We start from the raw sequence: 25,862 nt of genomic DNA, 5'->3' as shown, positions 1-25,862 counted from the left end.
GGATGGCGATGAGCGGGGCTTCACGGCGGCAGTTTCTGCTGCAACTGGCGGGTGGCGGTGGCGCCATGGGCCTGGTCGGGCTGGGACTGGGGGCATACAGCCGCCAGGCCGCCAGCCTGCCGGCCCAGGCGCTGCGGCCACCGGGCGCGGGGGCCGAGCCGGATTTTCTCGGCGCCTGCGTGCGTTGCGGCCTGTGCGTGGAGGCCTGCCCCTACGACACCCTCAAGCTGGCCCGGCTGCTGACACCGGTGACCACGGGCACCCCTTACTTCGAGGCCAGGGCCGTGCCCTGCGAGATGTGCGACGACATTCCCTGTGTGGCGGCCTGTCCGACCGGGGCGCTGGATCCGGCGTTGACCGATATCGACGAGGCGCGCATGGGCCTGGCGGTGCTGATCGATCACGAGACCTGCCTCAACTGGCAGGGGCTGCGCTGCGACGTCTGCTACCGGGTCTGTCCGCTGATCGACCAGGCCATCACCCTGGAGGCGAGTCATAACGGCAGGACCGGGCACCATGCCCTCTTTATTCCGACGGTGCACTCGGATGCCTGTACCGGCTGCGGCAAGTGCGAGCATGCCTGCGTGCTGGAAGAGGCGGCGATCAAGGTACTGCCACGCGAGCTGGCCAAGGGCGAGCTGGGCGCCCACTACCGCTGGGGCTGGGTCGAGAAGGAGAAGGCCGGCGGGTCCCTTATCGGGGACCCGCTGACCCTGCCGAGCCGCCGTCCCGAAGGAGGGCTGTGATGAAGCGGCATCCCGGTAGCGAAGCGGTGGAACGCAAGGGCTGGTGGCGGGCACACCGTTTCCTGCTGCTGCGTCGCCTCTGCCAGCTGTCGGTACTGGGCTTGTTCCTGCTCGGCCCCTGGGCCGGGATCCGGCTTATCGAGGGCAATCTGTCCAGCTCGCGGCTCATGGACACTGTGCCGATGACGGACCCCTTCGCCCTGGTGCAACTGCTGGCGGCGGGCCACTGGCCGGTGCTGACCGCCTGGCTGGGGGCGCTGATCGTCCTGGCCGGCTATGCCCTGGTGGGGGGGCGGGTATTCTGCTCCTGGATCTGTCCGCTGAACCCGGTCACCGATGCCGCCGGCTGGTTACGCCGTCGGCTGGGGCTGCGCCAGGGGGCGGGTCTTTCCAACCGGCTGCGCTACTGGCTGCTGGCCACCATTCTGCTGGTGCCGTTCATCGGCGGCTTGGTGGTGTGGGAGTCGGTCAACCCGGTATCCCTGCTGCACCGGGGCCTGCTGTTCGGCATGGGGTGGGGCTGGTTGCTGATAGTAGCGGTGTTTTTGTTCGACAGCTTCGTGGTGGACAGGGGCTGGTGCGGTCATCTGTGTCCCCAGGGCGCCTTCTGGGGGCTGGTGAACAAGCTGAGACCCTTGCAGGTGACGGCAGCCCGCCGGGAGCACTGCACCAGTTGCATGGATTGTTACGCGGTCTGCCCCGAGCCCCAGGTGTTGAAGGGGCCGGTGCATGGCGCCAAAAGGGGGCATGGCCCCGAAATCAAGATGACGGATTGTAGCCATTGTGGGCGTTGTATCGACGTGTGTGCGGAAGACGTCTTCAGTTTCACCACCCGTTTTGCAAATAAGGCGGAGAAAAAATGATGAGAAAGACTGGAAAAGTGATGGGAGCGCTGCTGCTGGCGGCCTGGGTGGGCATGGTGCAGGCTCAGGTCGAGGAGATTGATGCCCATACCGGTAAGCTGCACTCGTTGCAGGGGGACACCGCCTTGCAATACAACAAGGATGCCGAACGGCTCAGGGATCCGGTCAAGGATCAGGGGATTCAGGACAGGCAATATATGCACCAGCCGCCCCTGGTGCCGCACCAGGTGCGGGGCTACGAGGTGGATCTCAAGGTCAACCGCTGCCTGGCCTGCCACGGCTGGAAGAACGCGGCCGCCCGTGGCGCGCCGCGGGTCAGTCCGACCCACTATGAAACCCGGGACGGCATGACCCTGGGCGACATCAGCCCGCGGCGTTACTTCTGCCTGCAGTGCCATGTGCCGCAGACCGATGCCAAGCCGCTGGTGGACAACACCTTTACTCCCGTTGAATCCCTGCGGTAAGGAGCCCCCATGGCGGAGAAGAAAAGCCTGTTCAAACGGCTGTGGCAAACCTTCCGTTCACCCAGCAAGGTGGCGGTGGGCGTGGTGCTGGTATTCGGCTTCTTCGGTGGCGTCATCTTCTGGGGCGGCTTCAACACCGCGCTGGAGGTGACCAACACCGAGCAATTCTGTATCGGCTGCCATGAAATGCACGACAACGTCTATCTGGAGTACCGGGATACCATCCACTACGCCAACCGCTCGGGGGTCAGGGCCAGCTGCCCCGACTGTCATGTGCCCCATGAGTGGACCCACAAGATAGTGCGCAAGATAGCGGCGTCCAAGGAAGTCTGGGGCAAGATGACGGGCATTATCGATACTCCCGAGAAGTTCGAGGCCCATCGCCGCTACATGGCGGACCGGGAGTGGCAGCGGATGAAGGAAACCGACTCGCGGGAGTGCCGCAACTGTCATAACTTCGACTACATGGACTTCAGCGTGCAGGGCAGCCGTGCCGCCCAGGCCCACTCCACCTCGCTGGCCAGTGGCGAGAAAACCTGTATCGACTGCCACAAGGGCATAGCGCATCAGTTGCCCAATATGCGTGGTGTCGAAGGATTCTGAGCCGCATCCATGAATGACGTCAAAGCCTGTGGCATTATTGCCCCAGGCTTTGTTGTTTTGCGGATTGACCTTCCGCCGCGCTGTGCGAGAATGTTTCAATTATTATCTTTATGTGAAAATTAATGAGAGGACGCCATGAGTCATGCAAGCCAGGCCTTTGTGCCCCTGAAGATAGCGGTGCTGACCGTCTCCGATACCCGTAACGAAGACACCGACACCTCGGGCCGCTTCCTGGCCGAGGCGCTTACCGCCGCCGGCCACCAACTGGCGGAAAAGATCATCCTCAAGGACGACAAGTACGACATCCGCGCCCTGGTGTCCCGCTGGATAGCCAGCCCCGAGGTGCAGGTGGTCTTGATCACCGGCGGCACCGGCTTTACCGGCCGCGACACCACCCCCGAGGCGGTGGGCCCGCTGCTGGACACCGTGATCGACGGCTTCGGCGAGCTGTTCCGCCATATCACCTACCAGGAGCTGGGCACCTCCACGGTGCAGAGCCGGGCCCTGGGGGGGCTGGCCAACCACACCGCCATCTTCTGCATGCCCGGCTCCACTGGCGCCTGTCGCACCGGTTGGAACGGCATCCTGGCCGAGCAGCTCGATGCCCGCCACAAGCCCTGCAACTTCGTGCAGCACCTGGTGTAGGCCCATGAGCGAACTGACCCACATCAACGCCTCGGGCGAGGCCAACATGGTGGACGTGAGCGCCAAGGCGGTGACGGTGCGCGAGGCCCGGGCCGAGGCCTGGGTGCTGATGGCACCGGAAACCCTGCAACTGATCCTCGGCGGACAGCACCACAAGGGGGACGTGTTCGCCACCGCCCGTATCGCCGGTATCATGGCGGCCAAGAAAACCGCCGATCTGATCCCGCTGTGCCATCCGCTGGCGCTGTCCAAGGTCGAGGTTCAATTAAAGGCCGATACCGGGCGGGGCGGGGTCCATATCGAAAGCTACTGCAAGCTGGCGGGGCAGACCGGGGTGGAGATGGAAGCGCTCACCGCCGCCTCGGTGGCGGCCCTGACCATCTATGATATGTGTAAGGCGGTGCAAAAGGACATGCGCATCGAAGGCGTCCGCCTGCTGGAAAAGCGGGGCGGCAAATCAGGAGACTTTAAAGCGATATGATCAAGGTGGTATTTTTCGCACAGGTGCGCGAGCTGGTGGGCCAGGATGAACTGGAACTCATCGAGGACTATGGTAACGTCGAGGCCCTGCGCCAGGCCCTGGCCGGGCGCGGCGACAAGTGGGCGCTGGCGCTGTCCGACGACAAGCTGCTGGCGGCGGTCAACCACACCATAGTGCCGCTTGACACCCCGCTCAAGGCCGGGGACGAGGTCGCCTTTTTCCCGCCGGTCACGGGAGGCTGAGATGATCCGGGTACAGAGCCAAGACTTCGAACTGGGCGAGGAGTACGCCGCCCTCAGCCGTTCGCACCAGACCGGCGCCGTGGTCACCTTCGTCGGCAAGGTGCGGGAGATGAACCAGGGGGAGGCGGTCAGCGGCATGACCCTGGAGCACTACCCGGGCATGACCGAGCATGCCCTTGCGCAGATTGTGGAGGAAGCGCACCGGCGCTGGCCGCTGCTGGAGTGCCGGGTGATCCACCGGGTGGGCCGGCTCGAGCTCGGCGACCAGATCGTGTTCGTGGGGGTGGCGAGCGCCCACCGGGAGGCGGCCTTCGAAGCCTGCCATTTCATCATGGACTACCTCAAGACCCGGGCCCCCTTCTGGAAGAAGGAAACCACGGCGGGTGGCGAGGAACGCTGGGTGGAAGCCAAGGACAGCGACAACCGCGCCGCGGAAAAGTGGTGACCGGACTGCGTTTTGTCTTGACGCCGGGTTGAACCAGCCCGGCGTTGTTATATTTGGTGCCAAACGGGCGCTCTGCTAGCATGGCCATCCGAAAGGCCAACCCTGTAGCCGTTCACCATCCTGCCATTTCCGCACTAGCAAGGAGTCCCCATGCACCGTTCGTGGCGTTTCGAGCACCATGGCCGCCGGCTGGCGGTGATGGAGTGGGGCGATCCGCGGGGCGTGCCGGTGGTGGCCCTGCACGGCTGGCTCGACAACGCCGCCGGCTTCACCCTGCTGGCCAAGTTGTTGCCGCAAGTGCGGCTGATCGCCCTGGATCTGGCCGGCCATGGGTGCTCGGATCACAGGCCCGCCGGCCAGCCTTACTATATTTGGGACAACCTGGCCGATGTACTGGCGCTGGTGGACGAGTTGAGGCTGGAACGGGTGGCCCTGCTCGGCCATTCCATGGGCGCCGGGGTAGCCAGCCTGTTCGCCGGGGCCTTTCCCGAACGGGTCAGCCAGTTGTTCCTGCTGGATGGCCTGGCGCCCCTCGATTATCCCGCCGATGAGCTGCCGGCACAGATGGCCGAGGCGCTGGCGAGAAAGGCGCGCCTGGGGCGCCGTTCGCTCCGGCCCTACGCCAGTTTCGAGCAGGCGGTGCGGGCACGCATGGGCGGGCGCTGGCCGGTGAGCCGGGAGGCGGCCGGCTGGCTGCTGGCGCGGGGATTGCGCGAGGAGGCCGACGGCTGGTACTGGCGCAGCGATCTGGCGCTGACCCAGCCGTCGGTGGTGCGCCTGTGCGAGGCCCAGATAGCGGCCTTTCTGCGCCGGCTGACCATGCCGGTGCTGCTGGTGATGGCGGAAGCGGGCATCGGCATGGCGCGGGTCGAACAGCAACTGGCGCTGGTGCCGCAACTTGAGCTCAAACAACTGGCTGGCGGCCACCATCTGCACCTGGAAGCAGTGCCGGCGGCGCGCATTGCCCAGTGGATAAGCGAGCGGCTGCAGGCCTAAAGCGGCAGTGAGTCCTGGGGTGGGCTGTCCTGTTGGGCGAGCTCCAGCTCCAGTTGTTTCTTGCGGGCGGCGGCCAGCACCCGGCGCCTGCGGTCCTGGCACAGGCGGATGACGTCGCGGCGCTGCTGTGCGCTCATCTGCAGCCAGTCGAAGCGTTCTTCCCGGCTGCGAAAACAGCCCTTGCAGTAGCCCCTGTTGTTGACCTGGCAGACGCCGATGCAGGGGCTGGGGACGTCGAAAAACTCCAGTTGCTCCATCTGTTTCCTCCCTTTGCTTAAATGGAGCACAGTTCGCCGCCCGCGGCAAGGGGTTACAGCAGATCCCGCAGCCGGTACCAGGCCATGGCCAGCACCAGGGCGGGGGTGCGCAACAGCCGGCCGCCGGGAAAATCCTGGTGGGGGATGCGCCCGAACAGATCGAAGCGCTCGGCGCTGCCGGCGATGGCGTCGGCCATCAGGGTGCCCGCCATGCCGGTGAGGGCGATGCCGTGGCCGGAAAAGCCCTGGGCGAAATAGACATTGCCGTCGAGGCGGCCGAAGTGGGGCGCCCGGTTCATGGTGATGCCCACATAGCCGCCCCAGGTGTATTGCTGCTTCACGCCCTGCAATTGGGGGAACACATGGCGCAGCCGCTTGCCCATGGTGTCCGCCAGGTTGAGGGGATCCAGCCGCGAGTAGCTGACCCGGCCGCCGAACAGCAGCCGGTGGTCGGCGCTCAGGCGGAAATAGTCGAGCACGAAGTTGATGTCGGCCACCGCCATGTTGTTGCGGATAAGTTCACGGGCGCGCTCCTCGCCCAGCGGCTCGGTGGCGGTAATATAGGTGCCCACCGGCATGATCTTGCGTTCTATCTCGGGGGCGACGCCCTCGAGGTAGGCGTTGCCGCACAGCAGCAGGTGGCGGCAGCGCACCCGGCCGCGGGCGGTATGGGCCACCGGGGTGGCACCCCGCTCGATACGGCTGACCGGGCTGTGCTCGAAGAAACGGGCGCCGGCCGCCACCGCCGCCTTGACCAATCCCAGGGTGTAGTTGAGCGGATGCACATGGCCGCCGGCGGGATCGTAAAGGCCGCCCAGGTAGGCTTCGGTGTTCATCTGCTGCCGCACCTGCTCTCGGCTCCACAGCTCGAGCCCGTCATAGCCGAAGTGGCGGCGCAGATCCCCGGCCCAGGCTTCCAGCTCGCTCAGATGGCGGGGTTTCACCGCCGCATGCAGGTGGCCGTCGGCCAGATCGCAGTCGATGCCGTGTTCCCGGATGCGCCTGCGCATCAGTGCCATGGCCTCGAGGGAGATGTCCCACAGGGCCTTGCTTGCCTCCATGCCCACCAGCCGGGTGAGCTTGGCCTGATCGCAGGCGTAGCCGAAGATCATCTGGCCGCCGCTGCGCCCCGAGGCGCCCCAGCCCGCCAGCTTGCCTTCCAGCACCGCCACCTTGTAGCCGCGCTCCGCCAGGGCCAGGGCCGCCGAGGCGCCGGTGATGCCGGCGCCGACGATGCATACGTCCACATCCAGATCCTCCTCCAGCGGCGGGAAGCTCAGGGGATAGGTGATGGAGGCGGCGTAGTAGGAATCGGCGTGCTGTTGCATAAGGGCTCCGGATGGCTAAACCAGATGTTGATACCACTGGTATTCCAGCGGGGTGACGTGCTGGTCGAACTCGGCCAGCTCATGGCGTTTGTTGATAAGGTAGGCGCGGTGAAAATCCTTGCCCAGGTACTGGGACAGCCGGTGCGACTGGGCGAAGCGGTCGAGCGCGTCCTGCCAGCGGTAGGGCAGCAGCTGCAGGTCCAACTTGTTGGCGTCGCCCTGGATGGGGGCGGGGGGACGCAGCTGCTCGCCGATGCCGTGATCCACCGCTGCCAGTATGGCCGCCACCACCAGGTAGGGGTTGGCGTCGGCGCCGGCCACCCGGTGCTCCAGCCGGGTGCTGGCCCTGTCGCCGGAGGGGATGCGCAGCGCCGCGGTTCTGTTGTCGAAACCCCAGCTGGCGTGCAGCGGCACGAACATATGGGGCTGCAGCCGGCGGTAGGAATTGGCATTGGGGGCGAACAGCGCCATGCATTCGGGCAGCATGCTGAGGTTGCCGGCGATGGCCTGGCGCAGCAGCTCGTGATCCTCGGCGAACACATTGTGGCCGGCCTCGTCGAGCAGGCTGACGTGGATATGCATGCCCGAGCCGGCCTGGCCGTTGTAGGGCTTGGCCATGAAGGTGGCGTACATACCCTCCTTGATGGCGATGGCCTTGATCGCCCGCTTGAGCAGTATCGCCTGGTCGCAGGCGGCGACGGCATCGTTCTGGTGCATCAGGTTGATCTCGAACTGGCCCGGGGCGTATTCGGCCACGGCGTTGTCCGCCGGTATCTTCTGCAGCTGGCACACCTCCGCCACCCGCACCAGAAAGTCTTCCCAGCTGTCGAGATCGTCGAGGGAATAGACCTGGGTGTCGTGCATGCGCTCGTCGGTGCCCGGCAAGATGGGCGGCTGGGGCAGGCCGTCGGGGCCTACCTTCTGATCCACCAGGTAAAATTCCAGCTCCACCGCCACGCAGGGGCGCAGGCCCTTGTCCAGCAGCCGCTGCACCACCTTCTGCAGCACATGGCGCGGATCGGCGAAGAAGGGGCTGCCGTCGCTCTCTTCCATGGTCATCAGGATCTGGCCGGAGGGGGTCTTGTGCCAGGGCACCGGCACCAGGGTATGGGGCAGCAGCCGGCAGATGCGATCGCTGTCGCCCTGGGCGAAGCCGAGGCCGGTTTCCTCCACCGTTTGGCCGGTGATGTCGAGGGCGAACACCGAGGCGGGCAGGCTGATGCCGTCGCGCAGGGCATTTTCCAGGGCGCTGGTCTGGATGCGTTTGCCCCTGAGCACGCCGTTGATGTCGCACAGCATCAGGTCGACGGACTGGTAGTCGGCCCAGGGGCTGCCGGGGGCATGATGGTGTCTGGTGCTGTGGGCCTTGTTCATAGGTTCATCCTTAAACTTGCGATTCGGTACCACCGGTTCAGCTAATCATGAAAATCGGTGTTTAATATATAGATATTTTTGTTAATTTTGGTACTGATCCCGTTTATCTCCCCGGTGCTGGATTTTTCCTGCGAATACTGCTAATTCCTATATCTAGCATATTTTTAGCGAATATGGACTATGCTTGCCTTTGTTTCCTAAACCATGAGCCTGGGTTATGAGTGTTCAAGATCCCGAAAAGCGTGATATGGAGTGGCTGCGGCTGTGGATGCAGCGGCACGCCATTACCGAGGTGGAGTGCCTGCTGCCGGACTTCACCGGCAATGCTCGCGGCAAGATACTGCCCGCCAGTAAGTTCCTGAAGGAAGGGGGCATGCGGCTGCCGGAGAACATCTTCCTGCAGACCGTCAACGGCGATTGGCCGGAAGACAGCAACATCGACTGGACCGAGCGGGACATGGAACTGCACGCCGACATCAACACGCCGCGGCTGGTGCCCTGGGCGACCGAGCCCACCGCCCAGGTGATCCACGACTGTTTCGACGCCGACGGCAACCCGGTGGACATGGCGCCGCGCAGCGTGCTGCGCCGGGTACTCAAGCTCTATGACGACCAGGGCTGGCGGCCGGTGGTGGCGCCGGAGCTGGAGTTCTTCCTGGTGAAGAAGAACGAAGACTGGGACTACCCGCTGGAGCCGCCCATCGGTCGCAACGGCCGGCCCGAGACCGCCCGGCAGTCGTTCAGCATCGACGCGGTCAACGAGTTCGATCCCATCTTCGAAGAGATGTACGACTTCTGCGAGGCCCAGGAGCTGGAGGTGGATACCCTGATCCACGAATCCGGCGCGGCCCAGATGGAAGTGAACTTCATCCACGGCGACGCCCTGGATCTGGCGGACCAGGTGTTCCTGTTCAAGCGCACCATGCGCGAGGCCGCCATGCGCCACCATGTCTACGCCACCTTTATGGCCAAGCCGATGAAGAACGAGCCGGGCAGCGCCATGCACATCCACCAGAGCCTGGTGGACAAGGGCGGCACCAACCTGTTCGCCAACGCCGACGGTAGCCACAGCGAGCTGTTCCTCCATTACATCGGCGGCATGCAGCGCTATATTCCGAGCGCCGTGGCCCTGTTCGCGCCCAACGTCAATTCCTACCGGCGGCTGGCGTTCGGGGATTCGGCGCCGCGCAACATGGCCTGGGGCGAGGACAACCGCACCGTGGGCCTGCGGGTGCCGCGTTCGGGGCCGGCGGACCGGCGTATCGAGAACCGCTTCGCCGGGGCCGACGCCAACCCCTACCTGGCCCTGGCCGCCAGCCTGGCCTGCGGCTACCTGGGCATGATGCAGCAGCTCAAGCCCACCGATCAGGTGCAGGGCAGTGCCTACAACATGCCCTTCGGCCTGGCGCGCAGCCTGGAAGAGGCCCTGCTGGAGCTGGAGCAGTGCGAGGATCTGCGCCAGATCCTGGGGCCCCGCTTCGTCAACGCCTTTATTTCGGTCAAGCGCAAGGAATACGAGGCCTTCTTCACCGTGATCAGCGCCTGGGAACGGGAGTTCCTGCTGCTGAACGTCTAACCGAGCACGGAGCCGACCATGGCAGAGCAACAAGGAAGTCGCCGCCTGCAGGAGCTGGATGCCGCCCACCATCTGCATCCCTTTACCGACAGCCAGGCGCTGCACCAAAAAGGCACCCGGGTCATAGAGCGGGGCGAGGGGGTCTACCTGTGGGACACGGACGGCCACCGCATCCTCGACGGCATGGCCGGCCTGTGGTGCGTCAACCTGGGCTACGGCCGGGAAGAGCTGATCGAAGCCGCCGATCGGCAGCTGCGCCGGCTGCCCTACTACAACCTCTTCTTCCAGACCACCCACCCCAGTGCCACCGAGCTGGCGGCCACCCTGGCGACCCTGCTGCCCGGCGACATGCAGCATCTGTTCTTCACCGGCTCGGGCTCGGAGTGCAACGACACCGTAGTGCGCATGGTGCGCCACTACTGGGCCAGCCAGGGCCAACCCGAGCGCAAGGTGATCATCAGCCGGCACAACGCCTACCACGGCTCCACCCTGGCCGGCGCCGCCCTGGGCGGCATGAAGCCGATGCATGCCCAGGGCGGGCTGCCGCTGCCCGACATAGTGCATATCGACCAGCCCTATCACTTCGGCGAAGGGCAGGGACGAGACCCTGGCGAATTCGGCCTGGAGCGGGCCCGCCAGCTGGAGCAGAAAATCCTGGAGCTGGGCCCGGAGCGGGTGGCGGCCTTTATCGGCGAGCCCATCCAGGGCGCCGGCGGCGTCATCATTCCGCCCGCGAGCTACTGGCCCGAGATCCGGCGCATCTGCAAAGAGTACGACATCCTGCTGGTGGTGGACGAGGTGATCTGCGGCTTCGGCCGCACCGGCCACTGGTTCGCCAGCGAATACTACGGGCTCGAGCCCGATCTGCTGTGCATGGCCAAGGGCATCACCTCCGGCTACATGCCGCTGGGGGCGGTGGCGGTAGGCCGCCGGGTGGCCGAGGGGTTGATCGGGGGCGGGGAATTCTTCCACGGCTTCACCTATTCCGGCCATCCGGTGGCCTGCGCCGTGGCCCTGGCCAATATCGAGGTGATGCGGCGGGAAAACATCGTCGGGCGCGTCCATGACGATATCGGCCCCTACCTGCAGCGGGCCTGGGCCAGCCTGGGGGATCATCCCCTGGTGGGCGAGACCCGGGGCCTGGGGCTGGTGGCGGCCCTGGAGCTGGTGGCCGACCAGCGCGACCTCCGCCGCTTCGACAGCACGGTCGGGGCCGGCCTCATCTGCCGGGAACACTGCTTCGAGCAGGGCCTGGTGATGCGGGCGGTGGGGGACACCATGATCATCTCGCCGCCCCTGGTGATCAGCCACGCCGAGGTGGACGAACTGATCACCAAGGCGCGCCGGGCGCTGGATTTGACTCATCAGACACTGATACACAACTAAGGACGGAGAACACCATGACCAACAAAACAGGATACGGTTTTCGACTGGGGCTGCTGGCGGCCGGGGCCGGGCTGGCGCTGAGTGCCCAGGCCCAGGAGCCGGCCCAGGTCAACTTTTATAACTGGTCCGACTATATCGCGGAAGACACCCTGGCCAACTTTACCGCCGAGACCGGCATCCAGGTGACCTACGATGTATTCGACTCCAACGAGGTGCTGGAGGCCAAGCTGCTGGCGGGCAATACCGGCTTCGACCTGGTGGTGCCCACCGGTGACTTTATGGGCCGGCAGATCCTGGCCGGCGCCTTTATGGAGCTGGACAAGTCCAAGCTGACCAACTACGGCAACCTGGATCCCCGCATCATGGCCTTGCTGGAAGAAAAGGATCCGGACAACAGGTTCGGCGTGCCCTACCTGTGGGGCACCACCGGCATCGGCTACAACGTGGAGAAGGTGAGGGCCGCCCTGGGCGAGGAGGCCCCGGTGGACTCCTGGGATCTGGTGATGAAGCCGGAAAACCTGGCCAAGCTGAGCCAGTGCGGGGTGGCCTTCCTCGACGCCCCCACCGAGGTGTTCGCCGCCGCCCTCAACTACCAGGGGCTGGATCCCAACAGCACCAACGCCGACGATTACACCGGCCCGGCCACCGAGCTGATGCTGAGCCTGCGGCCCCATATCACCTACTTCCACTCCTCCAAGTACATCAACGATCTGGCCAACGGCGACGTCTGCGTGGCGGTGGGCTGGTCCGGCGACATCCTGCAGGCCAGGGACAGGGCGGAAGAAGCCAGCCAGGGGGTCGAGGTGGCCTACAGCATTCCCAAGGAAGGGGCGCTGATGTGGTTCGACATGCTGACCATCCCCAGGGATGCCCGCCATCCGGACAACGCCCACAAGCTTATCGACTACCTGCTGAAGCCGGAGGTGATCGCCGGGGTGTCCAACTATGTGGCCTACGCCAACGCCAACAGCGCCTCCAAGGCGTTCGTGGACGAGGACATCCTCAACGACACCGGTATCTATCCCACCGAGGAAGCGGCGGCCAAGCTCTATACCGCCAAGATACTGCCCCAGAGCGTGAACCGGGTCATCACCCGAGCCTGGACCCGGGTCAAGACCGGTCGCTAGGGTGTTGGGGTGCCCCGGGGCACTCCGTTCTTTTCGCAAGGAGGTGAACATGCCGGAACAGGGCAAGGAAGAGCGGGCCGAGGCCCGGCCTTTTCTGGAGATCCGCAACGTCAGCAAGCTGTTCGACGGCCAGCCGGCGGTGGACGACGTCAGCCTCAGTATCCGCCGGGGGGAGATCTTCGCCCTGCTCGGCGCCTCCGGCTGCGGCAAGTCCACCCTGCTGCGCGTGCTGGCCGGTTTTGAACAGCCGAGCAAGGGCGAGATCCTGCTCGACGGGGTCGACATCGCCGAGGTGCCCCCCTATGACAGGCCCATCAACATGATGTTCCAGTCCTATGCCCTCTTCCCCCATATGACGGTGGAGGCCAATATCGCCTTCGGCCTCAAGCAGGACCGCCTGCCCAGGGCGGAGATCGCCGAGCGGGTGGCCCATATGCTCAAACTGGTGCACATGGAAGAGTTCGCCCGGCGCAAGCCCCACCAGCTCTCCGGCGGCCAGCGCCAGCGGGTGGCCCTGGCGCGCAGCCTGGCCAAGCGGCCCAAGCTGCTGCTGCTGGACGAGCCCATGGGCGCGCTCGACAAGAAGCTCAGGGAGGAGATGCAGCTGGAGCTGGTCAACATCATCGAGCAGGTGGGGGTCACCTGCGTCATGGTGACCCACGATCAGGAGGAAGCCATGACCATGGCCGGCCGCATCGCCATCATGAACAAGGGGCGGCTGGTGCAGGTGGGGGATCCGCTGGATGTCTACGAATATCCCAACTGCCGTTACAGCGCCGAGTTTATTGGCTCGGTCAATGTGTTCGAGGGGGTGCTGGAGCACAACGAGACCGACAGCGCCCAGATCCGCAGTCCGCAGCTGGAGCAGCCGCTGCGGGTCAACCACGGCCTGTCCATCGCCGAGGGGCTGCCGCTGATGATAGCGGTGCGCCCGGAGAAGATGCACCTCTGTGCCGAGGCCCCGGCCGAGGACGCCAACTGGCTGACCGGGCTGGTGGACGAAATCGCCTACCTGGGCGGACTGTCCATCTACCATGTGCGCCTGGCCTCGGGCAAGCGCATCCTGGCCACCCTGCCCAATGTGGACCGGCACCGCAAGGGCAACCCCACCTGGGGCGACCGGGTGTATCTGCGCTGGGAGGCGGACAGCTGCGCCGTCTTGTTGATCTAGGGAGGTGATGATGAACACCCGTTCCCGTTCGAGGCTGGGCCGCAGCCTGGTGATAGCGCTGCCCTATACCTGGCTGTTGCTGTTTTTCCTGATCCCTTTTCTTATCGTGTTCAAGATCAGCCTGTCCGAGGCGGCCCTGGCCATTCCGCCCTACGGCGAGGTGGTGAAGTTCGCCAACGAGCAGCTGCAAATCGTGCTCAACTTCGGCAACTACCTGTTCCTGCTGACCGACAGCCTCTATCTCCAGTCCTACCTGCAGTCGCTGCGGGTGGCGGCCATCTCCACCCTGCTGTGCCTGCTGATCGGCTTTCCCCTGGCCTGGGCCATAGTGCATTCCCGGCCCTCCACCCGCAACGTGCTGCTGATGCTGGTGATACTGCCATCCTGGACCTCCTTCCTGATCCGGGTTTACGCCTGGATGGGCATCCTCAGCAACAACGGCTTCCTCAACAACCTGCTGCTCTGGCTGGGGGCGATAGAGGCGCCGTTGCAGATCCTCAACACCAACACCGCCGTCTATATCGGCATCGTCTACGCCTACCTGCCCTTTATGGTGCTGCCGCTCTACACCGCCCTGATGCGGCTCGACTATTCCCTGGTGGAGGCGGCGGCGGATCTGGGGGCGCGGCCCTGGAAGACCCTGGCCACGGTGATAGTGCCGCTCACCAAGGGCGGCATCATCGCCGGCTCCATGCTGGTGTTCATCCCGGCGGTGGGGGAGTTCGTCATCCCCGAACTGCTCGGCGGCCCCGATACCCTGCTGATCGGCCGGGTGCTGTGGCAGGAGTTCTTCAACAACAGGGACTGGCCGATAGCGGCGGCGGTGGCCAGCGTCATGCTGCTGTTGCTGATGGTGCCCATCATGTGGTTCCACCGTATTCAACGCAAAGAGCTGGAGGGCTGACCATGAACGGCATCCCCGTCAGCCGCTCCCGGCTGCGCCCCCTGATCCTGCTGCTGGGCTTCGGTTTCCTCTACCTGCCCATGCTGCTGCTGATCATCTACTCCTTCAACAGCTCGCGCCTGGTCACGGTGTGGGCCGGCTGGTCCACCCGCTGGTACGGCGAGCTGCTGCGGGATCAGATGCTGATGCAGGCGGTGGGGCTGAGCCTGACCATCGCCTTCTTCGCCGCCACCGCCGCCGTGGTACTGGGCACGGTGGCGGGCTTCGTGCTCACCCGTATCGGCCGCTTCAAGGGCGAGAGCGGCTTCGCCTTTATGATCACGGCGCCCCTGGTGATGCCCGAGGTGATCACCGGCCTGTCGCTGCTGTTGCTGTTCGTGGCCATGGGCGACTGGCTGGGCTGGCCCGCCCAGCGGGGCATGAGCACCATCTGGATTGCCCACGTCACCTTCTGCACCGCCTATGTGGCGGTAGTGGTCAGCTCCCGGCTGCGGGAGCTGGACAAGTCGGTGGAGGAGGCGGCCATGGATCTGGGGGCCCGGCCGCTCAAGGTGTTCTTCGTGATCACCCTGCCCATCATAGCGCCGGCCATCATCGCCGGCTGGCTGCTGGCCTTTACCCTGTCTCTCGACGATCTGGTGATCGCCAGCTTCGTGTCCGGGCCCAACGCCACCACCCTGCCCATGGTGGTGTTCTCCAGCGTGCGCCTGGGGGTCAGCCCCAAGATCAACGCCCTGGCGACCATCATCATACTGATAGTGTCCCTGGTCACCTTTATCGGCTGGTGGCTGATGGCCCGGGCCGAGCGGCGCCGGGCCCAGGAAGCGGCCGCCGCCCGGGCCGGCGGCTAGGGGAGGGGCCATGGAGCTGGCGGAACGACTGAAGTGGCTGCGCACCCGCCACGGCCTGTCCCAGCGGGAGCTGGCCCGGCGCGCCGGGGTCAACAACAGCCTGATCTCGCAGATCGAGCAGGCGGCGGTGAACCCCTCGGTGGCCACCCTGAAACGGGTGCTGGACGGCTTTCCCATCTCCATGGGGGAGTTCTTCAGCCTGGAGCAGGCGCCGCGCCGGCAGGTGTTCTTCCGCGACCACGAGCTGGTGCCCATGAACAGCGGCCAGGTGCGGATGTGGCTGGTGGGCCCCCTGCATGGGCGCCGACTGGCACTGCAGCGGGAGCTCTACCCGCCCGGGGCCGACACCGGCCCCGGCATGCTGAGCAACGAGGCGGAAGAGGCGGGGCTGGTGCTGCGGGGCGAAATCGAAGTGACGGTGGGCGAGCATTGCTGCCTGCTGCGGGCGGGGGACGGCTACTACTTCGATACCCGGGAGCCCCACCGTTTTCGCAATACCGGCACCGAGGTGTGCGAGCTGGTGTCGGCGGCCACGCCGCCGACCTTCTAGAGCCTGTTCAAGGTCTTTGAAAGGTTGCCTGTTACCACCCAACGAAAAGGCAACAGGGGCACCTCCACCGACACGCTTCAAGCACATCCCTGTGGCGCTCGGCACATGCCATCCCTGGCATGTGACGGTCGGTGGAGGTAATCCCTGTTACCTCTTCCAAGCCCCGCTGTTGGCTGATGGTCTAACCAACAGGCGACACCGAGCTTTGGAGAGGACAAAGAGTGCTGCTCCGCCGACCGTTGGCGCCAGGGATGGCGCCGTCGAGCCCCCAAGGATGGGTTTACGGCGAGTCGGCGGAGTAGTGCTCTTTGGCCGCGTACACCAGATCGTAAACAGGTTCTTAGAAAGAAGGCGGAGTATTGGCGGAGACCAGCTCCAGCGGCTGGTCGCCGATGCTGACGAAGCGGTGGGGCTGGGTGCTGTCGAAATAGTAGCCGTCGCCCGGGCCCAGCTCGAACTCCTGCCCGCTCACGGTGAGCCGCAACCGGCCCCGGAGCACCACCCCGCATTCCTGGCCGGCGTGGCTGAGCAGCTCGGGGCCGGTGTCGGCTCCCGGCGGCATGGTTTCGCACAGCAGGCCTATGGCGCGGCCGGGAAAGCCGCCGCCGATCAGGCGGTAGCTGATGTCGCCGGAGCCCAGTTCGGGCTGCTCTTCGGCCCGGTACACCACGGGGTTGCTGTTGTCCTCGGCCTCGGCGAAAAATTCCGCCAGCGACATGGGCAGGCCGTCGAGCAGCCGCTTCAGGGAGCCGATGGAGGGGCTGACCTGGTTCTTTTCCACCTGGGAAATAAAGCCGTTGGTCACCCCGGAGCGCTTGGCGAGCTCACGCTGGGACAATTGGGCCTGTTGCCGTACGGTTTTCAGACGATTGCCAATGTCCATCTGCGGGAATTCTCCTTGAGTCCAATTGAATGTTAAAACGGATGCGAGCAAGATATTGCCATCGATTCTATAACAGGATCAGGGCGATGCCTTTGATCCGGCGTGCATTCTAACGCACAAAACTGCCGACACACAGAGGTGGGTATGGATATCGGAGTACCGACGGAAATCAAGAACCACGAGTACCGGGTGGGCATGACCCCCGGCGGCGTCAAGGAGCTGGTGCGGGACGGCCACAGGGTCATGGTGCAGAGCGGAGCGGGCGCCGCCATCGGCCTGCTGGACGAGCACTATGCCGACGCCGGGGCCGAACTGGTAACGGACGCGGCCGAGCTGTTCTCCCGCGCCGAGATGATAGTCAAGGTCAAGGAACCCCAGGCCGAGGAATACCGGCGCCTCGGGTCCGGCCAGGTGCTGTTCACCTACCTGCACCTGGCGCCGGACCTGCCCCAGACCCGGGGCCTGCTCAAGTCCGGTTGTACCGCCATCGCCTATGAAACCGTCACCGACCGCCAGGGCGGCCTGCCGTTGCTGGCGCCGATGAGCGAGGTGGCCGGGCGCATGGCGGTCCAGGCCGGGGCCCACTGCCTGGAAAAGGCCCAGGGCGGACGCGGGGTGCTGCTGGGCGGGGTGCCCGGCGTGGCACCGGCGCGGGTGCTGGTGCTGGGCGGCGGCGTGGTGGGCATTCATGCCGCCCGCATGGCCCTGGGCCTGGGTGCCGACGTGACCCTGTTCGACAAATCCCTGCCGCGGCTGAAGGAGCTGGACAACCTCTACGGCCCCGGCCTGAAGACCCTGTACTCCACCACTGATGCCATCGAGGCCGAGTTGCCCCGGGCCGATCTGGTGGTGGGAGCGGTGCTGATCCCCGGGGCGGCGGCGCCCAAGCTGGTGACCCGCGACATGCTGAAATTGCTGCCCAAGGGCGCCGTGCTGGTGGACGTGGCCATCGATCAGGGCGGCTGTTTCGAGACCAGCCGGGCCACCACCCACCGGCAGCCCACCTTTGAGGTGGACGGCATAGTCCACTACTGCGTGGCCAACATGCCGGGCGGGGTGGCGCGCACCTCCACCTTCGCCCTGACCAACGCCACCCTTCCCTTTATCCAGGCCCTGGCCAACAAGGGCTGGCGACGGGCACTGCAGGACGACGAACACCTGGCCCGGGGCCTGAACGTGCATGCCGGCAAGCTTTGCTACCAGGCGGTGGCCGAGGCTCATGACTTACCCTATACCCCGCTGGAAGACGTACTGGCGGGAGCTTGAAGAGGAGCCCTATGCAGCTCGGATTATTGCTTTGTGATCATATCGACCCGGAATTTCGCCGCGCCGGCGGCGACTATCCCGATCTGTTTTTCGACCGTATCCGCGAGGTGATGCCCAATGCCCGGCTGCGGGTGTTCGATGCCGAGGCCGGTGAACTGCCGGAGCCGGAGACCCGGCTGGACGGCTGGATTATCAGCGGAGCCCGCCACGATGCCTTCGGCGATTATCCCTGGCTGGCCCGGCTCAAGTGCCGGGTGCATGAATTGCTGGCGGCGGGCCAGCGGGTGGCGGGCGTCTGTTTCGGCCACCAGTTACTGGCGCTGATGCACGGTGGCGAGGTGAACCGGGCGCCGGTGGGCTGGGGCATCGGCAACCACGGCTATCGCTGGCAGGCCGGGGGCGGCCCCGATTACCGGCTGCTGGTGAGCCACCAGGACCAGGTGCTGCGCCTGCCCGAACGGGCCCGGTTGCTGGCCGGCTCCGCCTTTTGCCCCCATGCGGCCTTTACCCTGGGCGAGCGGGTGATGGGGGTGCAGGGACACCCGGAGTTCACCCCCGACTACGCCCGCTTCCTGATGGAACGGCGCCGGCACCGGTTCGACGATGAGCGCTATCGTAGCGCCATGGACTCCATCGAACAGCCCCACCATGGCGCCGAGGTGATGGGCATGATACTGGCCTTTTTGCGGGGGGAGAGCCCCCATGTTCCGGACGACACCGGCAATCCTGTAGCTTGAGGAGCAGGCAGTGGAACTCTATATCGCCAACAAGAACTATTCGTCCTGGTCGCTGCGGCCCTGGATATTGATGCGGATGCTGGACATTCCCTTCACCGAGCGGCTGGTGCCTTTCGGAGAAGGCTCCAACTGGAGCGAGTTCCGCCGTTTCTCGCCCACCGGCAAGGTACCCTGCCTGGTGGATGGGGAGCTCACCATATGGGACTCTCTGGCGATAGTGGAATACCTGGCCGAGTCCTGCCCGGCCATCTGGCCCAAGGCCAAAGAGGCCCGGGCCTGGGCCAGGTCGGCCGCGGCCGAGATGCACTCGGGCTTCGGTGCCCTGCGCAGCCAATGCCCGATGAACTGCGGCCTGCATATCGCCCTTGGAGCCATGGATGATGCCCTGCGCCAGGATCTCGACCGCCTGAACGAGCTGTGGCAGGACGGGCTTTCCCGCTTCGGCGGTCCCTGGCTGGCGGGCGAGGCCTTCGGTGCGGTGGATGCCTTCTTCGCCCCCGCGGTGTTCCGGGCCATCAACTACCGCCTGCCGCTGGCACCGGCTGCCGCCGACTACGCCCAGCGCATACTGGAACTGCCGGCGATGCAGGAATGGCTGGCGGCGGCCCTGGCGGAGCCCTGGCGGGAGCCGGGCCACGAGCAGGAAGCCCTGCAGGCCGGCACCCTGCTCGAGGACAGGCGCCGGAGCCCGGGCTGAGGCCCGGTTTCGGGAGTCGCCCATGGACGAACTGGCGGAAACCCTGCTGGCCGGGCACCAGAGCCTGGCGCGGCTGGGGGTGGCGCTGCTGCTGGGCACCCTTATCGGTATCCAACGCGGCTGGCAGAGCCGGGATACCCAGGCCGGGTTGCGGGTGGCCGGCATCCGTACCCACGCCCTGGTCGGCCTGCTCGGCGGCCTCACGGCCCTGCTCGGCAGCCATGTCGGCCAGTGGCTGACGGTGGCCGGCCTGCTCGGCGTCTTCGCCCTGACCCTGGTGGCCTACCGGGCCCGCAGCCGGGAGCTGTCCGATTACAGTATTACCGGCAGCGTCGGCCTGGTGCTGACCTTCTGCTTCGGCGCCCTGGCGATGCTCGACAACCCGGCCATTGCCGCCACCGCCGCGGTGATCACCGCCTTTATCCTCGACAACAAGCGGGAAATCCACGGCCTGCTGCAGAAACTGCAGGAGCACGAGCTGGACGCCGGGCTCAAGCTGCTGCTGATCACCGTGGTGATGCTGCCGCTGTTGCCCAACAGGGACATGGGGCCGGGCGGCGCCATCAATCCTTACGAAATCTGGTGGATGGTGGTGCTGATCGCCTCCATTTCCTTTGTCGGTTATTTCGCCATCCGGGTCGGCGGCACCGAGAAGGGCATCCTCTTCACCAGCCTGTTCGCGGGGCTGAGCTCCTCCACCGCCCTGACCCTGCATTATTCCCGCCTGTCCCGGGAATCAGCGGTGCTGTCCCCCCTGCTGGCGGCCGGCGTGCTGCTGGCCTGCGGCACCATGTTCCCGCGCATCCTGGTGTACTGTGCCCTGATCAACCCGGCGCTGTTGACCGACCTCTGGCTGCCGGTGCTGGTGATGACCTTGCTGCTCTATGTGCCCGCGGTCTGGATCTGGCGCCGCCACCGCACCGAGGCGAACGTGGACCAGCCCAGCCTGCATCTGAACCCGCTGGATCTGAAGGCCGCCTTCCTGTTCGGTGGCCTTATCCTGGTGATCATGCTGCTGGGGGAGTGGCTGAAGGCGGTGCTGGGCCGGGCCGGCATACTGTTGCTGTCGCTCGCCTCCGGGGTGGCCGACGTGGACGCCATTACCCTGTCGCTGACACGGATGTCGCTGTCCGGTATCGATCACGGCACCGCCGTGCTCGGCATAGTGCTGGCGGCGTCGGTCAACAACCTGGTGAAGGCGGCCATGGCCCTGGCGCTGGGAGATAGCGCCCTGGGCCGGCGAGTGGCCCTGGCGATGGCTGCCTCGCTGTTGGCCGGCCTGGGCGTGGCCTGGGGGATGAACTGAAGCGCTAAGCCGGGAGCTTGGAGCTGGAAGCGGTACCATGTGGCCAGGGAGAGTGGCGTATTCCATCTCGACTCGAGCCGGCCTTCGGCAATAAAAAACGGCGCCGTACATCGCAGCGCCGTTTGCTATTTTTTCTTCCAGCTTCCAGCCGGTTTACGCCGGCAGCAGTTCCCGGTGCAGGTCGGCCACCACCTGGCCGGCTACGTCTTCCTCGACCAGGAAGCACAGGTTGTGGGGGCTGGCGCCGTAGCAGATCATGCGGATATTGACGTCGCTCAGGGCCTGGAACACCCGGCTGCCGGTGCCGTTGACTTCGCTCATGCGGTTGCCGATCAGCGCCACCAGCGCCAGGCCGTGCTCCACCTTGAGGTGGCAGTGCTTGCTGAGCTCGGCTTGCACTTCCTCGGTGAGCAGCTCGGCGCCGGCATCCAGGGTCAGGGACACGCTGATCTCCGAGGTGGTGATGAGGTCTACCGAAATCTTGTGCTTGGCCAGGATGCCGAACACCTCGGCCAAAAAGCCGTGGGCCTGGAACATGCTCTGGCTGGTCAGGGTCAGCAACACCTGGTTGCGGCGCAGGGCCAGGGCGCGGAACAGGGGCTGGCTGGGGGTGCTGTTGCGGATCCAGGTGCCGCCGGCTTCCGGCGCCTTGCTCGAGCCTACGAACACCGGGATCTGGCGGCGCACCGCCGGTTGCAGGGTGGCGGGATGCAGCACCTTGGCGCCGAAAGTGGCCATTTCAGAGGCTTCGCTGAAGCTGATTTCGGGAATGGCGCGGGCCTCGCTCACCAGGCGCGGATCCGTGGTGTAGATACCGGGCACGTCGGTCCAGATTTCGACGGCGGCGGCTGCCAGCGCTTCCCCCAGCAGGGCGGCGGAAAAATCGCTGCCGCCCCGGCCCAGGGTGGTGGTGCGGCCGTCGTTGGCGGCGCCGATAAAGCCCTGGGTCACCACCAGCTGGTGATCGCACAGGGGCCTGAGTTCTTCTTCCGCCGCCGCGGCCAGGGCGGTGAGATCCGGGGTGGCGCGGCTGAAGCGATCGTCGGTGCGCATCACCCGGCGCACGTCGAACCAGATGGCCTGGGTGCCGCGTTGGCGCAGCAGCTCCACGAACAGTCGGGTGGACATCAGCTCGCCCTGGGCCACGATTTCATCGTGCAGCGCCTTGGTGGGGCTGATGGCGGCGCTGTCGGACAGCTCCTTGATATGGTGCAGTATCTCTTCGATATGCCGGGTCAGCATTTCGGGCCGTTCCAGACTGTCGAGAATGCCTTGCTGGATCTCGGTCAACTGCTGCAGCAGGCTGGCACGGCTGTCGGGCTGGTGCTCCCCCGAGGCCAGGGCCACCAGCAGGTTGGTAACGCCGGAACTGGCGCTCAACACCGCCAGGCGGGTGCTGGGGTTTTGCTCGAGAATGGCGGCGCAACGGCCCATGGCATCGGCGTCGGCAACGCTGGTTCCGCCGAATTTGGCAACGGTTAACTGGCTCAAGTGCAGCTCCTTGATGTGTGCATGCGAAAACAAATAACGGGGGAACGACTGCAGAGACGGGAAAGGTCACGTAGAAGCACTCCACCCACAAGGTGACAACCCGAAGGATTCAGCCTTCGTAGCCGACGGTGATACGCTGCCCCGCATCACCACCTCGGCGTTATCTCCCCTGACCGGCGATCTCGGGAGTGGGAGCTCCTCCTGCCGGCTGCCTGAATAACGCGCCTCTTCTTTGCCCGAAGCGGGCTGCCATATAACTACTGACTCCGCCGGGCGCTGTCAATGGTTAAATGGCAAAATCCATTCATGCCAGGCTTTTTATCATGATTTTCGAACGGCGCTGGTAGTTGTACAGCTGTTGCTTGCCCATGGGCAAGGCGCTGACGTCGACCGGCTCGAAGCCGCGCTCCTGGAACCAGTGGATGGAGCGGGTGGTAAGAATAAACAGCCGGGTCAACCCGCGCTTCTTGGCCTGCTCTTCCACCTTGTGCAGCAGCATGTCACCCCGGCTGCCCCGGCGGTAATCCGGATGGATGGCGACGCAGGCCATCTCCGCCATGCTTTCCTCCGGAAAGGGATAGAGGGCGGCACAGCCGATGATGGCGCCGTCCTTTTCGATGATGGTGAACTGATCCACTTCCATCTCCAGCTGTTCCCGGGAACGGCGCACCAGTATGCCTTCTTCTTCCAGCGGACGGATCAGGTCGAGGATGCCGCCGATGTCGTCGATGCGGGCCTGGCGGGCCTGCTCGGCGCTCTGGCTGACGATCTGGGTGCCCAGGCCGTCGCGGGTGAACAGCTCCTGGATCAGGGCTCCATCTTCCCGGTAGCTGACCAGGTGGCTGCGCGGCACCCCGGCGCGGCAGCTGGAGATGGCGGCGCGCAGGTAGCGGGCGGTGCCGGACAGGGTGTCGCCTTCCGCCAGCAGCCGCTGCAGATGCTCCTCCGCCTGCTCGGGAAAGAGCTCGGCAATGGCGACCCCGTCCTCGTTCATGACCCCGCGCTGGGAGCAGAAGCCGATCAGCTTGTCGGCCTTGAGCTCGATGGCCAGTCGCCGGGCCAGCTCTTCCGAAGACAGGTTGAAGCTTTCGCCGGTGACCGAGAAGCCGATGGGGGAGATCAGCACTGTGCCACCGTTGGCCAGCTGGTGGTGGATGGTGTCGGTGTGGATGCGGCGCACCCGGCCCGAGTGCTGGTAGTCCACGCCGTCATCCACTCCCAGGGGCTGGGCGATGACGAAGTTGCCGGTCACCACGTTGATGCGGGCATTCTGCATGGGGGTGTTGACCAGCCCCATCGACAGCCGGGCCATGATGTCCATCTGCAGGCCGCCGCAGACGTCCTTGATCACCCGAAAGCTGCTTTCATCGGTGACCCGGGTGTGCTTGTGGAAGAGGCCTTCCAGGCCGGCTTCCTCCAGCCCCCGGTCGATTTGCGGGCGAGCGCCGAACACGATGACCAGCCGGATCCCGAGGCTGGTAAGCAGCGCTATATCACTGATGATATTGGGAAAATTATCCTGATCTATGGCTTCCCCTCCGAGCATGACCACGAAGGTGGAGCCCCGGTGCAGATTCACATAGGGGCTGGATTGACGAAATGCCTTGACCAGGGCGGCATCATTATCGCGCACGGACTGTCCTTTGAAACGGAAGAAAAAACAGAGAGCAATGATCGTGAAAAATAATGCAAAAAACAAGATTAAATATTTACTCTTTGACGGCTTTTCCTGGCTGCCGCCGCCGGTTGCGGGCCGACGGGAGCTTGATTTTTATCAACGCCGGCGAAGGCGAGAACGTGGATACTGGGTGCAACTGCAACGCCGTCGGGAGCAGGCCACATGACCGTCATCTCGATATAAAAAATGCGAGCCGACGCCAAGAATCAAAACTGTCTTGGTAACTGCTTTATGTTAATCTTTTTGGGCGTTTTGCCCTTTATACCGGGCAAAGCGGCCAGTAACTATAGCCAAAACAACAAAAGCGAGAAAAAACAATGCAAAGGAAACTGTGCTTGTCCATTCTGGGGGGGCTGGCAGCGCTTGCCAGCACGCCCGTGTTTGCTGCTGGGGGTCAACTGGATTTGACCAGTTCCACCGTCGGCATTTTTGCCGTCGTTATCTTCGTCATCGCCTACCTGCTGGTGATGGGGGAAGAATACCTGCATCTGCGCAAGTCCAAACCGGTACTGGTGGCCGCCGGCATCATCTGGGTGGCCATCGGCTGGACCTACATCAACCACGGCATCCCCGGGGTCACGGAAGCGGCGTTTCGCCATAACCTGCTGGAATACGCCGAGCTGCTGCTGTTCCTGCTGGTGGCCATGACCTATATCAACGCCATGGAAGAACGCCGGCTGTTCGATGCGCTGCGTGCCTGGATGGTGCGCAAGGGCTTCAGTTACAAGGCCCTGTTCTGGCTGACCGGTTTCCTGGCCTTTTTCATTTCGCCTATCGCCGACAACCTGACCACGGCCCTGCTGATGTGTGCCGTGGTGACCAAGGTGGCGGAAGGGGACAAACGCTTTATCAACCTGTGCTGCGTGAACATCGTCATCGCCGCCAACGCCGGCGGCGCCTTCAGTCCCTTCGGCGATATCACCACCCTGATGGTGTGGCAGGCCGGCATCGTCAAGTTCAACGAGTTCTTTATCCTGTTCATTCCCTCCCTGCTCAACTACCTGGTGCCGGCGCTGGTGATGAATTTCTTCGTGGAAAACCGCAAGCCGGCCGCCCTCTACGAGGAGGTAGAACTCAAGCGTGGCGCCATCCGCATCGTCTGCCTGTTCCTGCTGACCATCGCCTCCGCCGTGGCCTGCCACAGCCTGCTGCACCTGCCGCCGGTGCTGGGCATGATGACCGGCCTGGGTTACCTGCAGTTCTTCGGCTATTTCCTGCGCCAGACCCTGCCCGGGTCACTGGCGCGCAAGCGGGCCCTGGCCCAGAAGCGGGGCGACGAGGAAGCGCTCAAACGCCTCGGCAGCGTGGTGCCCTTCGACGTGTTCAGCCGGGTTTCCCGCGCCGAGTGGGACACCCTGCTGTTCTTCTACGGGGTGGTGATGTGCGTGGGCGGGCTGGGCTACATGGGCTACCTGGCATTGGTGTCCGATCTGCTCTACACCCAGTGGAACGTGGTCTATGCCAACGTGGCGCTGGGCATATTGTCGGCCGTCGTCGACAACATTCCGGTGATGTTCGCGGTGCTGACCATGCAGCCGGAAATGTCCCACGGCAACTGGCTGCTGATCACCCTCACCGCCGGCGTGGGCGGCAGCCTGCTGTCCATCGGCTCCGCCGCCGGGGTGGCACTGATGGGCCAGGCTCGCGGCATGTACACCTTCTTCGGCCACCTCAAGTGGGCGCCGGTGATCTTCCTCGGCTACGTGGTGAGCATCCTCGCCCACCTCTGGCTCAACGCCGACAGTTTCAATATCTACGGCTAAGCCGGCACGCCGCCCCGTCAACGGGGCGGCGT

General features: G+C 64.9%; 28 protein-coding genes and 1 riboswitch. Of the genes, 22 read left to right on the top strand and 6 right to left on the bottom strand.

Going from position 1 to position 25,862, the window contains the following annotated elements; genetic code table 11:
• Positions 1 to 2 precede the first annotated feature (2 nt).
• The 9 genes from napG (at position 3) to JKV55_RS11205 (ending at position 5,485) form a co-directional block, all read left to right on the top strand.
• Positions 3 to 746: a ferredoxin-type protein NapG gene (napG, locus tag JKV55_RS11245; protein WP_439654906.1), complete on the top strand. Its 744-nt coding sequence runs from the start codon at positions 3 to 5 to the stop codon at positions 744 to 746.
• Positions 746 to 1,609: a quinol dehydrogenase ferredoxin subunit NapH gene (gene napH, locus JKV55_RS11240; RefSeq protein ID WP_202085299.1), complete on the top strand. Its 864-nt coding sequence runs from the start codon at positions 746 to 748 to the stop codon at positions 1,607 to 1,609. Before napG ends, napH begins: the two co-directional genes overlap by 1 nt.
• Positions 1,609 to 2,073, top strand: coding sequence for a nitrate reductase cytochrome c-type subunit (locus tag JKV55_RS11235; protein WP_439654911.1), 465 nt, complete (start codon positions 1,609 to 1,611; stop codon positions 2,071 to 2,073). Before napH ends, JKV55_RS11235 begins: the two co-directional genes overlap by 1 nt.
• 9 nt (positions 2,074 to 2,082) lie before the next feature.
• Positions 2,083 to 2,676 carry a cytochrome c3 family protein gene (locus JKV55_RS11230; RefSeq protein ID WP_202085290.1) on the top strand — a complete coding sequence of 198 codons (594 nt, stop codon included), beginning with the start codon at positions 2,083 to 2,085 and terminating at the stop codon, positions 2,674 to 2,676.
• 135 nt (positions 2,677 to 2,811) lie between these two features.
• Positions 2,812 to 3,321, top strand: coding sequence for a molybdenum cofactor biosynthesis protein B (gene moaB, locus JKV55_RS11225; RefSeq protein WP_202085288.1), 510 nt, complete (start codon positions 2,812 to 2,814; stop codon positions 3,319 to 3,321).
• Between the two features lie 4 nt (positions 3,322 to 3,325).
• Positions 3,326 to 3,802 carry a cyclic pyranopterin monophosphate synthase MoaC gene (gene moaC / locus JKV55_RS11220; protein ID WP_202085286.1) on the top strand — a complete coding sequence of 159 codons (477 nt, stop codon included), beginning with the start codon at positions 3,326 to 3,328 and terminating at the stop codon, positions 3,800 to 3,802.
• On the top strand, positions 3,799 to 4,044 hold the full coding sequence (gene moaD, locus JKV55_RS11215) for a molybdopterin synthase sulfur carrier subunit (RefSeq protein ID WP_202085284.1): 246 nt from the start codon (positions 3,799 to 3,801) through the stop codon (positions 4,042 to 4,044). The genes moaC and moaD overlap by 4 nt, the downstream gene beginning before the upstream one ends.
• 1 nt (position 4,045) lies before the next feature.
• Positions 4,046 to 4,489, top strand: a complete 444-nt coding sequence (gene moaE, locus JKV55_RS11210) for a molybdopterin synthase catalytic subunit MoaE (protein ID WP_202085282.1) — start codon at positions 4,046 to 4,048, stop codon at positions 4,487 to 4,489.
• Positions 4,490 to 4,639: 150 nt separating this feature from the next.
• The gene (locus tag JKV55_RS11205) at positions 4,640 to 5,485 is read left to right on the top strand and encodes an alpha/beta fold hydrolase (protein ID WP_202085280.1); all 846 of its coding nucleotides are present in this window, start codon (positions 4,640 to 4,642) and stop codon (positions 5,483 to 5,485) included.
• Here JKV55_RS11205 and JKV55_RS11200 read toward each other — a convergent pair.
• From JKV55_RS11200 to JKV55_RS11190, 3 genes are read right to left on the bottom strand one after another with little or no spacing between them, the layout of a single operon-like run.
• Positions 5,482 to 5,742: a DUF1289 domain-containing protein gene (locus JKV55_RS11200; RefSeq protein ID WP_202085279.1), complete on the bottom strand. Its 261-nt coding sequence runs from the start codon at positions 5,740 to 5,742 to the stop codon at positions 5,482 to 5,484. The two genes, JKV55_RS11205 and JKV55_RS11200, sit on opposite strands and share 4 nt — an antisense overlap.
• A gap of 53 nt (positions 5,743 to 5,795) precedes the next feature.
• Positions 5,796 to 7,070, bottom strand: a complete 1,275-nt coding sequence (locus JKV55_RS11195; protein ID WP_202085278.1) for an NAD(P)/FAD-dependent oxidoreductase — start codon at positions 7,068 to 7,070, stop codon at positions 5,796 to 5,798.
• Positions 7,071 to 7,085: 15 nt separating this feature from the next.
• A complete protein-coding gene (locus tag JKV55_RS11190) occupies positions 7,086 to 8,444 on the bottom strand; it encodes a glutamine synthetase family protein (protein WP_202085277.1) in 1,359 nt (452 codons plus the stop codon).
• A gap of 217 nt (positions 8,445 to 8,661) precedes the next feature.
• Between JKV55_RS11190 and JKV55_RS11185 the strand changes: the two genes are divergently transcribed.
• From JKV55_RS11185 to JKV55_RS11155, 7 genes are read left to right on the top strand one after another with little or no spacing between them, the layout of a single operon-like run.
• Positions 8,662 to 10,020: a glutamine synthetase family protein gene (locus JKV55_RS11185; RefSeq protein WP_439654905.1), complete on the top strand. Its 1,359-nt coding sequence runs from the start codon at positions 8,662 to 8,664 to the stop codon at positions 10,018 to 10,020.
• An 18-nt stretch (positions 10,021 to 10,038) separates the two neighbouring features.
• Positions 10,039 to 11,406, top strand: a complete 1,368-nt coding sequence (locus JKV55_RS11180) for an aspartate aminotransferase family protein (RefSeq protein WP_202085276.1) — start codon at positions 10,039 to 10,041, stop codon at positions 11,404 to 11,406.
• Positions 11,407 to 11,420: 14 nt separating this feature from the next.
• Positions 11,421 to 12,533, top strand: a complete 1,113-nt coding sequence (locus JKV55_RS11175) for an extracellular solute-binding protein (protein ID WP_202085275.1) — start codon at positions 11,421 to 11,423, stop codon at positions 12,531 to 12,533.
• Positions 12,534 to 12,582: 49 nt separating this feature from the next.
• Positions 12,583 to 13,704, top strand: coding sequence for a putrescine ABC transporter ATP-binding subunit PotG (gene potG, locus JKV55_RS11170; protein WP_202085274.1), 1,122 nt, complete (start codon positions 12,583 to 12,585; stop codon positions 13,702 to 13,704).
• Between the two features lie 7 nt (positions 13,705 to 13,711).
• Positions 13,712 to 14,608, top strand: a complete 897-nt coding sequence (gene potH, locus JKV55_RS11165) for a putrescine ABC transporter permease PotH (RefSeq protein ID WP_202085273.1) — start codon at positions 13,712 to 13,714, stop codon at positions 14,606 to 14,608.
• A 2-nt stretch (positions 14,609 to 14,610) separates the two neighbouring features.
• Entirely contained in the window at positions 14,611 to 15,459 is an 849-nt protein-coding gene (gene potI, locus JKV55_RS11160; RefSeq protein WP_202085271.1) for a putrescine ABC transporter permease PotI, read from the top strand.
• A 10-nt stretch (positions 15,460 to 15,469) separates the two neighbouring features.
• Positions 15,470 to 16,009, top strand: a complete 540-nt coding sequence (locus JKV55_RS11155; RefSeq protein ID WP_202085269.1) for a cupin domain-containing protein — start codon at positions 15,470 to 15,472, stop codon at positions 16,007 to 16,009.
• Positions 16,010 to 16,349: 340 nt separating this feature from the next.
• Here the strand turns inward: JKV55_RS11155 and JKV55_RS11150 are convergent, their stop codons facing one another.
• On the bottom strand, positions 16,350 to 16,892 hold the full coding sequence (locus JKV55_RS11150) for a cupin domain-containing protein (protein WP_202085267.1): 543 nt from the start codon (positions 16,890 to 16,892) through the stop codon (positions 16,350 to 16,352).
• A 144-nt stretch (positions 16,893 to 17,036) separates the two neighbouring features.
• On the opposite strand from JKV55_RS11150, the gene ald reads away from it, so the two are divergent.
• From ald to JKV55_RS11130, 4 genes are read left to right on the top strand one after another with little or no spacing between them, the layout of a single operon-like run.
• Positions 17,037 to 18,158 (top strand): alanine dehydrogenase, encoded by a 1,122-nt coding sequence (gene ald / locus JKV55_RS11145; protein ID WP_202085265.1) that lies wholly within the window; start codon positions 17,037 to 17,039, stop codon positions 18,156 to 18,158.
• A gap of 11 nt (positions 18,159 to 18,169) precedes the next feature.
• On the top strand, positions 18,170 to 18,895 hold the full coding sequence (locus JKV55_RS11140; protein ID WP_202085263.1) for a glutamine amidotransferase-related protein: 726 nt from the start codon (positions 18,170 to 18,172) through the stop codon (positions 18,893 to 18,895).
• 10 nt (positions 18,896 to 18,905) lie between these two features.
• Complete coding sequence (locus JKV55_RS20245; RefSeq protein ID WP_369409643.1) at positions 18,906 to 19,592, top strand: glutathione S-transferase family protein; 687 nt, start codon at positions 18,906 to 18,908, stop codon at positions 19,590 to 19,592.
• A 22-nt stretch (positions 19,593 to 19,614) separates the two neighbouring features.
• Entirely contained in the window at positions 19,615 to 20,898 is a 1,284-nt protein-coding gene (locus tag JKV55_RS11130) for an MgtC/SapB family protein (protein WP_202085261.1), read from the top strand.
• A 153-nt stretch (positions 20,899 to 21,051) separates the two neighbouring features.
• On the opposite strand, the gene lysC is transcribed toward JKV55_RS11130, so the two are convergent.
• Both lysC and argA read right to left on the bottom strand, forming a co-directional pair.
• Entirely contained in the window at positions 21,052 to 22,389 is a 1,338-nt protein-coding gene (gene lysC / locus JKV55_RS11125) for a lysine-sensitive aspartokinase 3 (RefSeq protein WP_202085259.1), read from the bottom strand.
• Positions 22,390 to 22,455: 66 nt separating this feature from the next.
• Positions 22,456 to 22,627, bottom strand: a riboswitch (Lysine riboswitch).
• A 66-nt stretch (positions 22,628 to 22,693) separates the two neighbouring features.
• Positions 22,694 to 24,022, bottom strand: a complete 1,329-nt coding sequence (argA, locus tag JKV55_RS11120) for an amino-acid N-acetyltransferase (protein ID WP_202085256.1) — start codon at positions 24,020 to 24,022, stop codon at positions 22,694 to 22,696.
• A gap of 10 nt (positions 24,023 to 24,032) precedes the next feature.
• On the opposite strand from argA, the gene JKV55_RS11115 reads away from it, so the two are divergent.
• Both JKV55_RS11115 and nhaD read left to right on the top strand, forming a co-directional pair.
• On the top strand, positions 24,033 to 24,233 hold the full coding sequence (locus JKV55_RS11115; protein ID WP_202085253.1) for a hypothetical protein: 201 nt from the start codon (positions 24,033 to 24,035) through the stop codon (positions 24,231 to 24,233).
• A 151-nt stretch (positions 24,234 to 24,384) separates the two neighbouring features.
• The gene (gene nhaD / locus JKV55_RS11110; protein ID WP_202085250.1) at positions 24,385 to 25,830 is read left to right on the top strand and encodes a sodium:proton antiporter NhaD; all 1,446 of its coding nucleotides are present in this window, start codon (positions 24,385 to 24,387) and stop codon (positions 25,828 to 25,830) included.
• Positions 25,831 to 25,862: the final 32 nt, after the last annotated feature.

Origin of the sequence: Zobellella iuensis (assembly GCF_016746085.1) — a bacterium.
Lineage (GTDB): Bacteria > Pseudomonadota > Gammaproteobacteria > Enterobacterales > Aeromonadaceae > Oceanimonas > Oceanimonas iuensis.
This window is presented reverse-complemented; position numbering and strand designations above follow the sequence as displayed.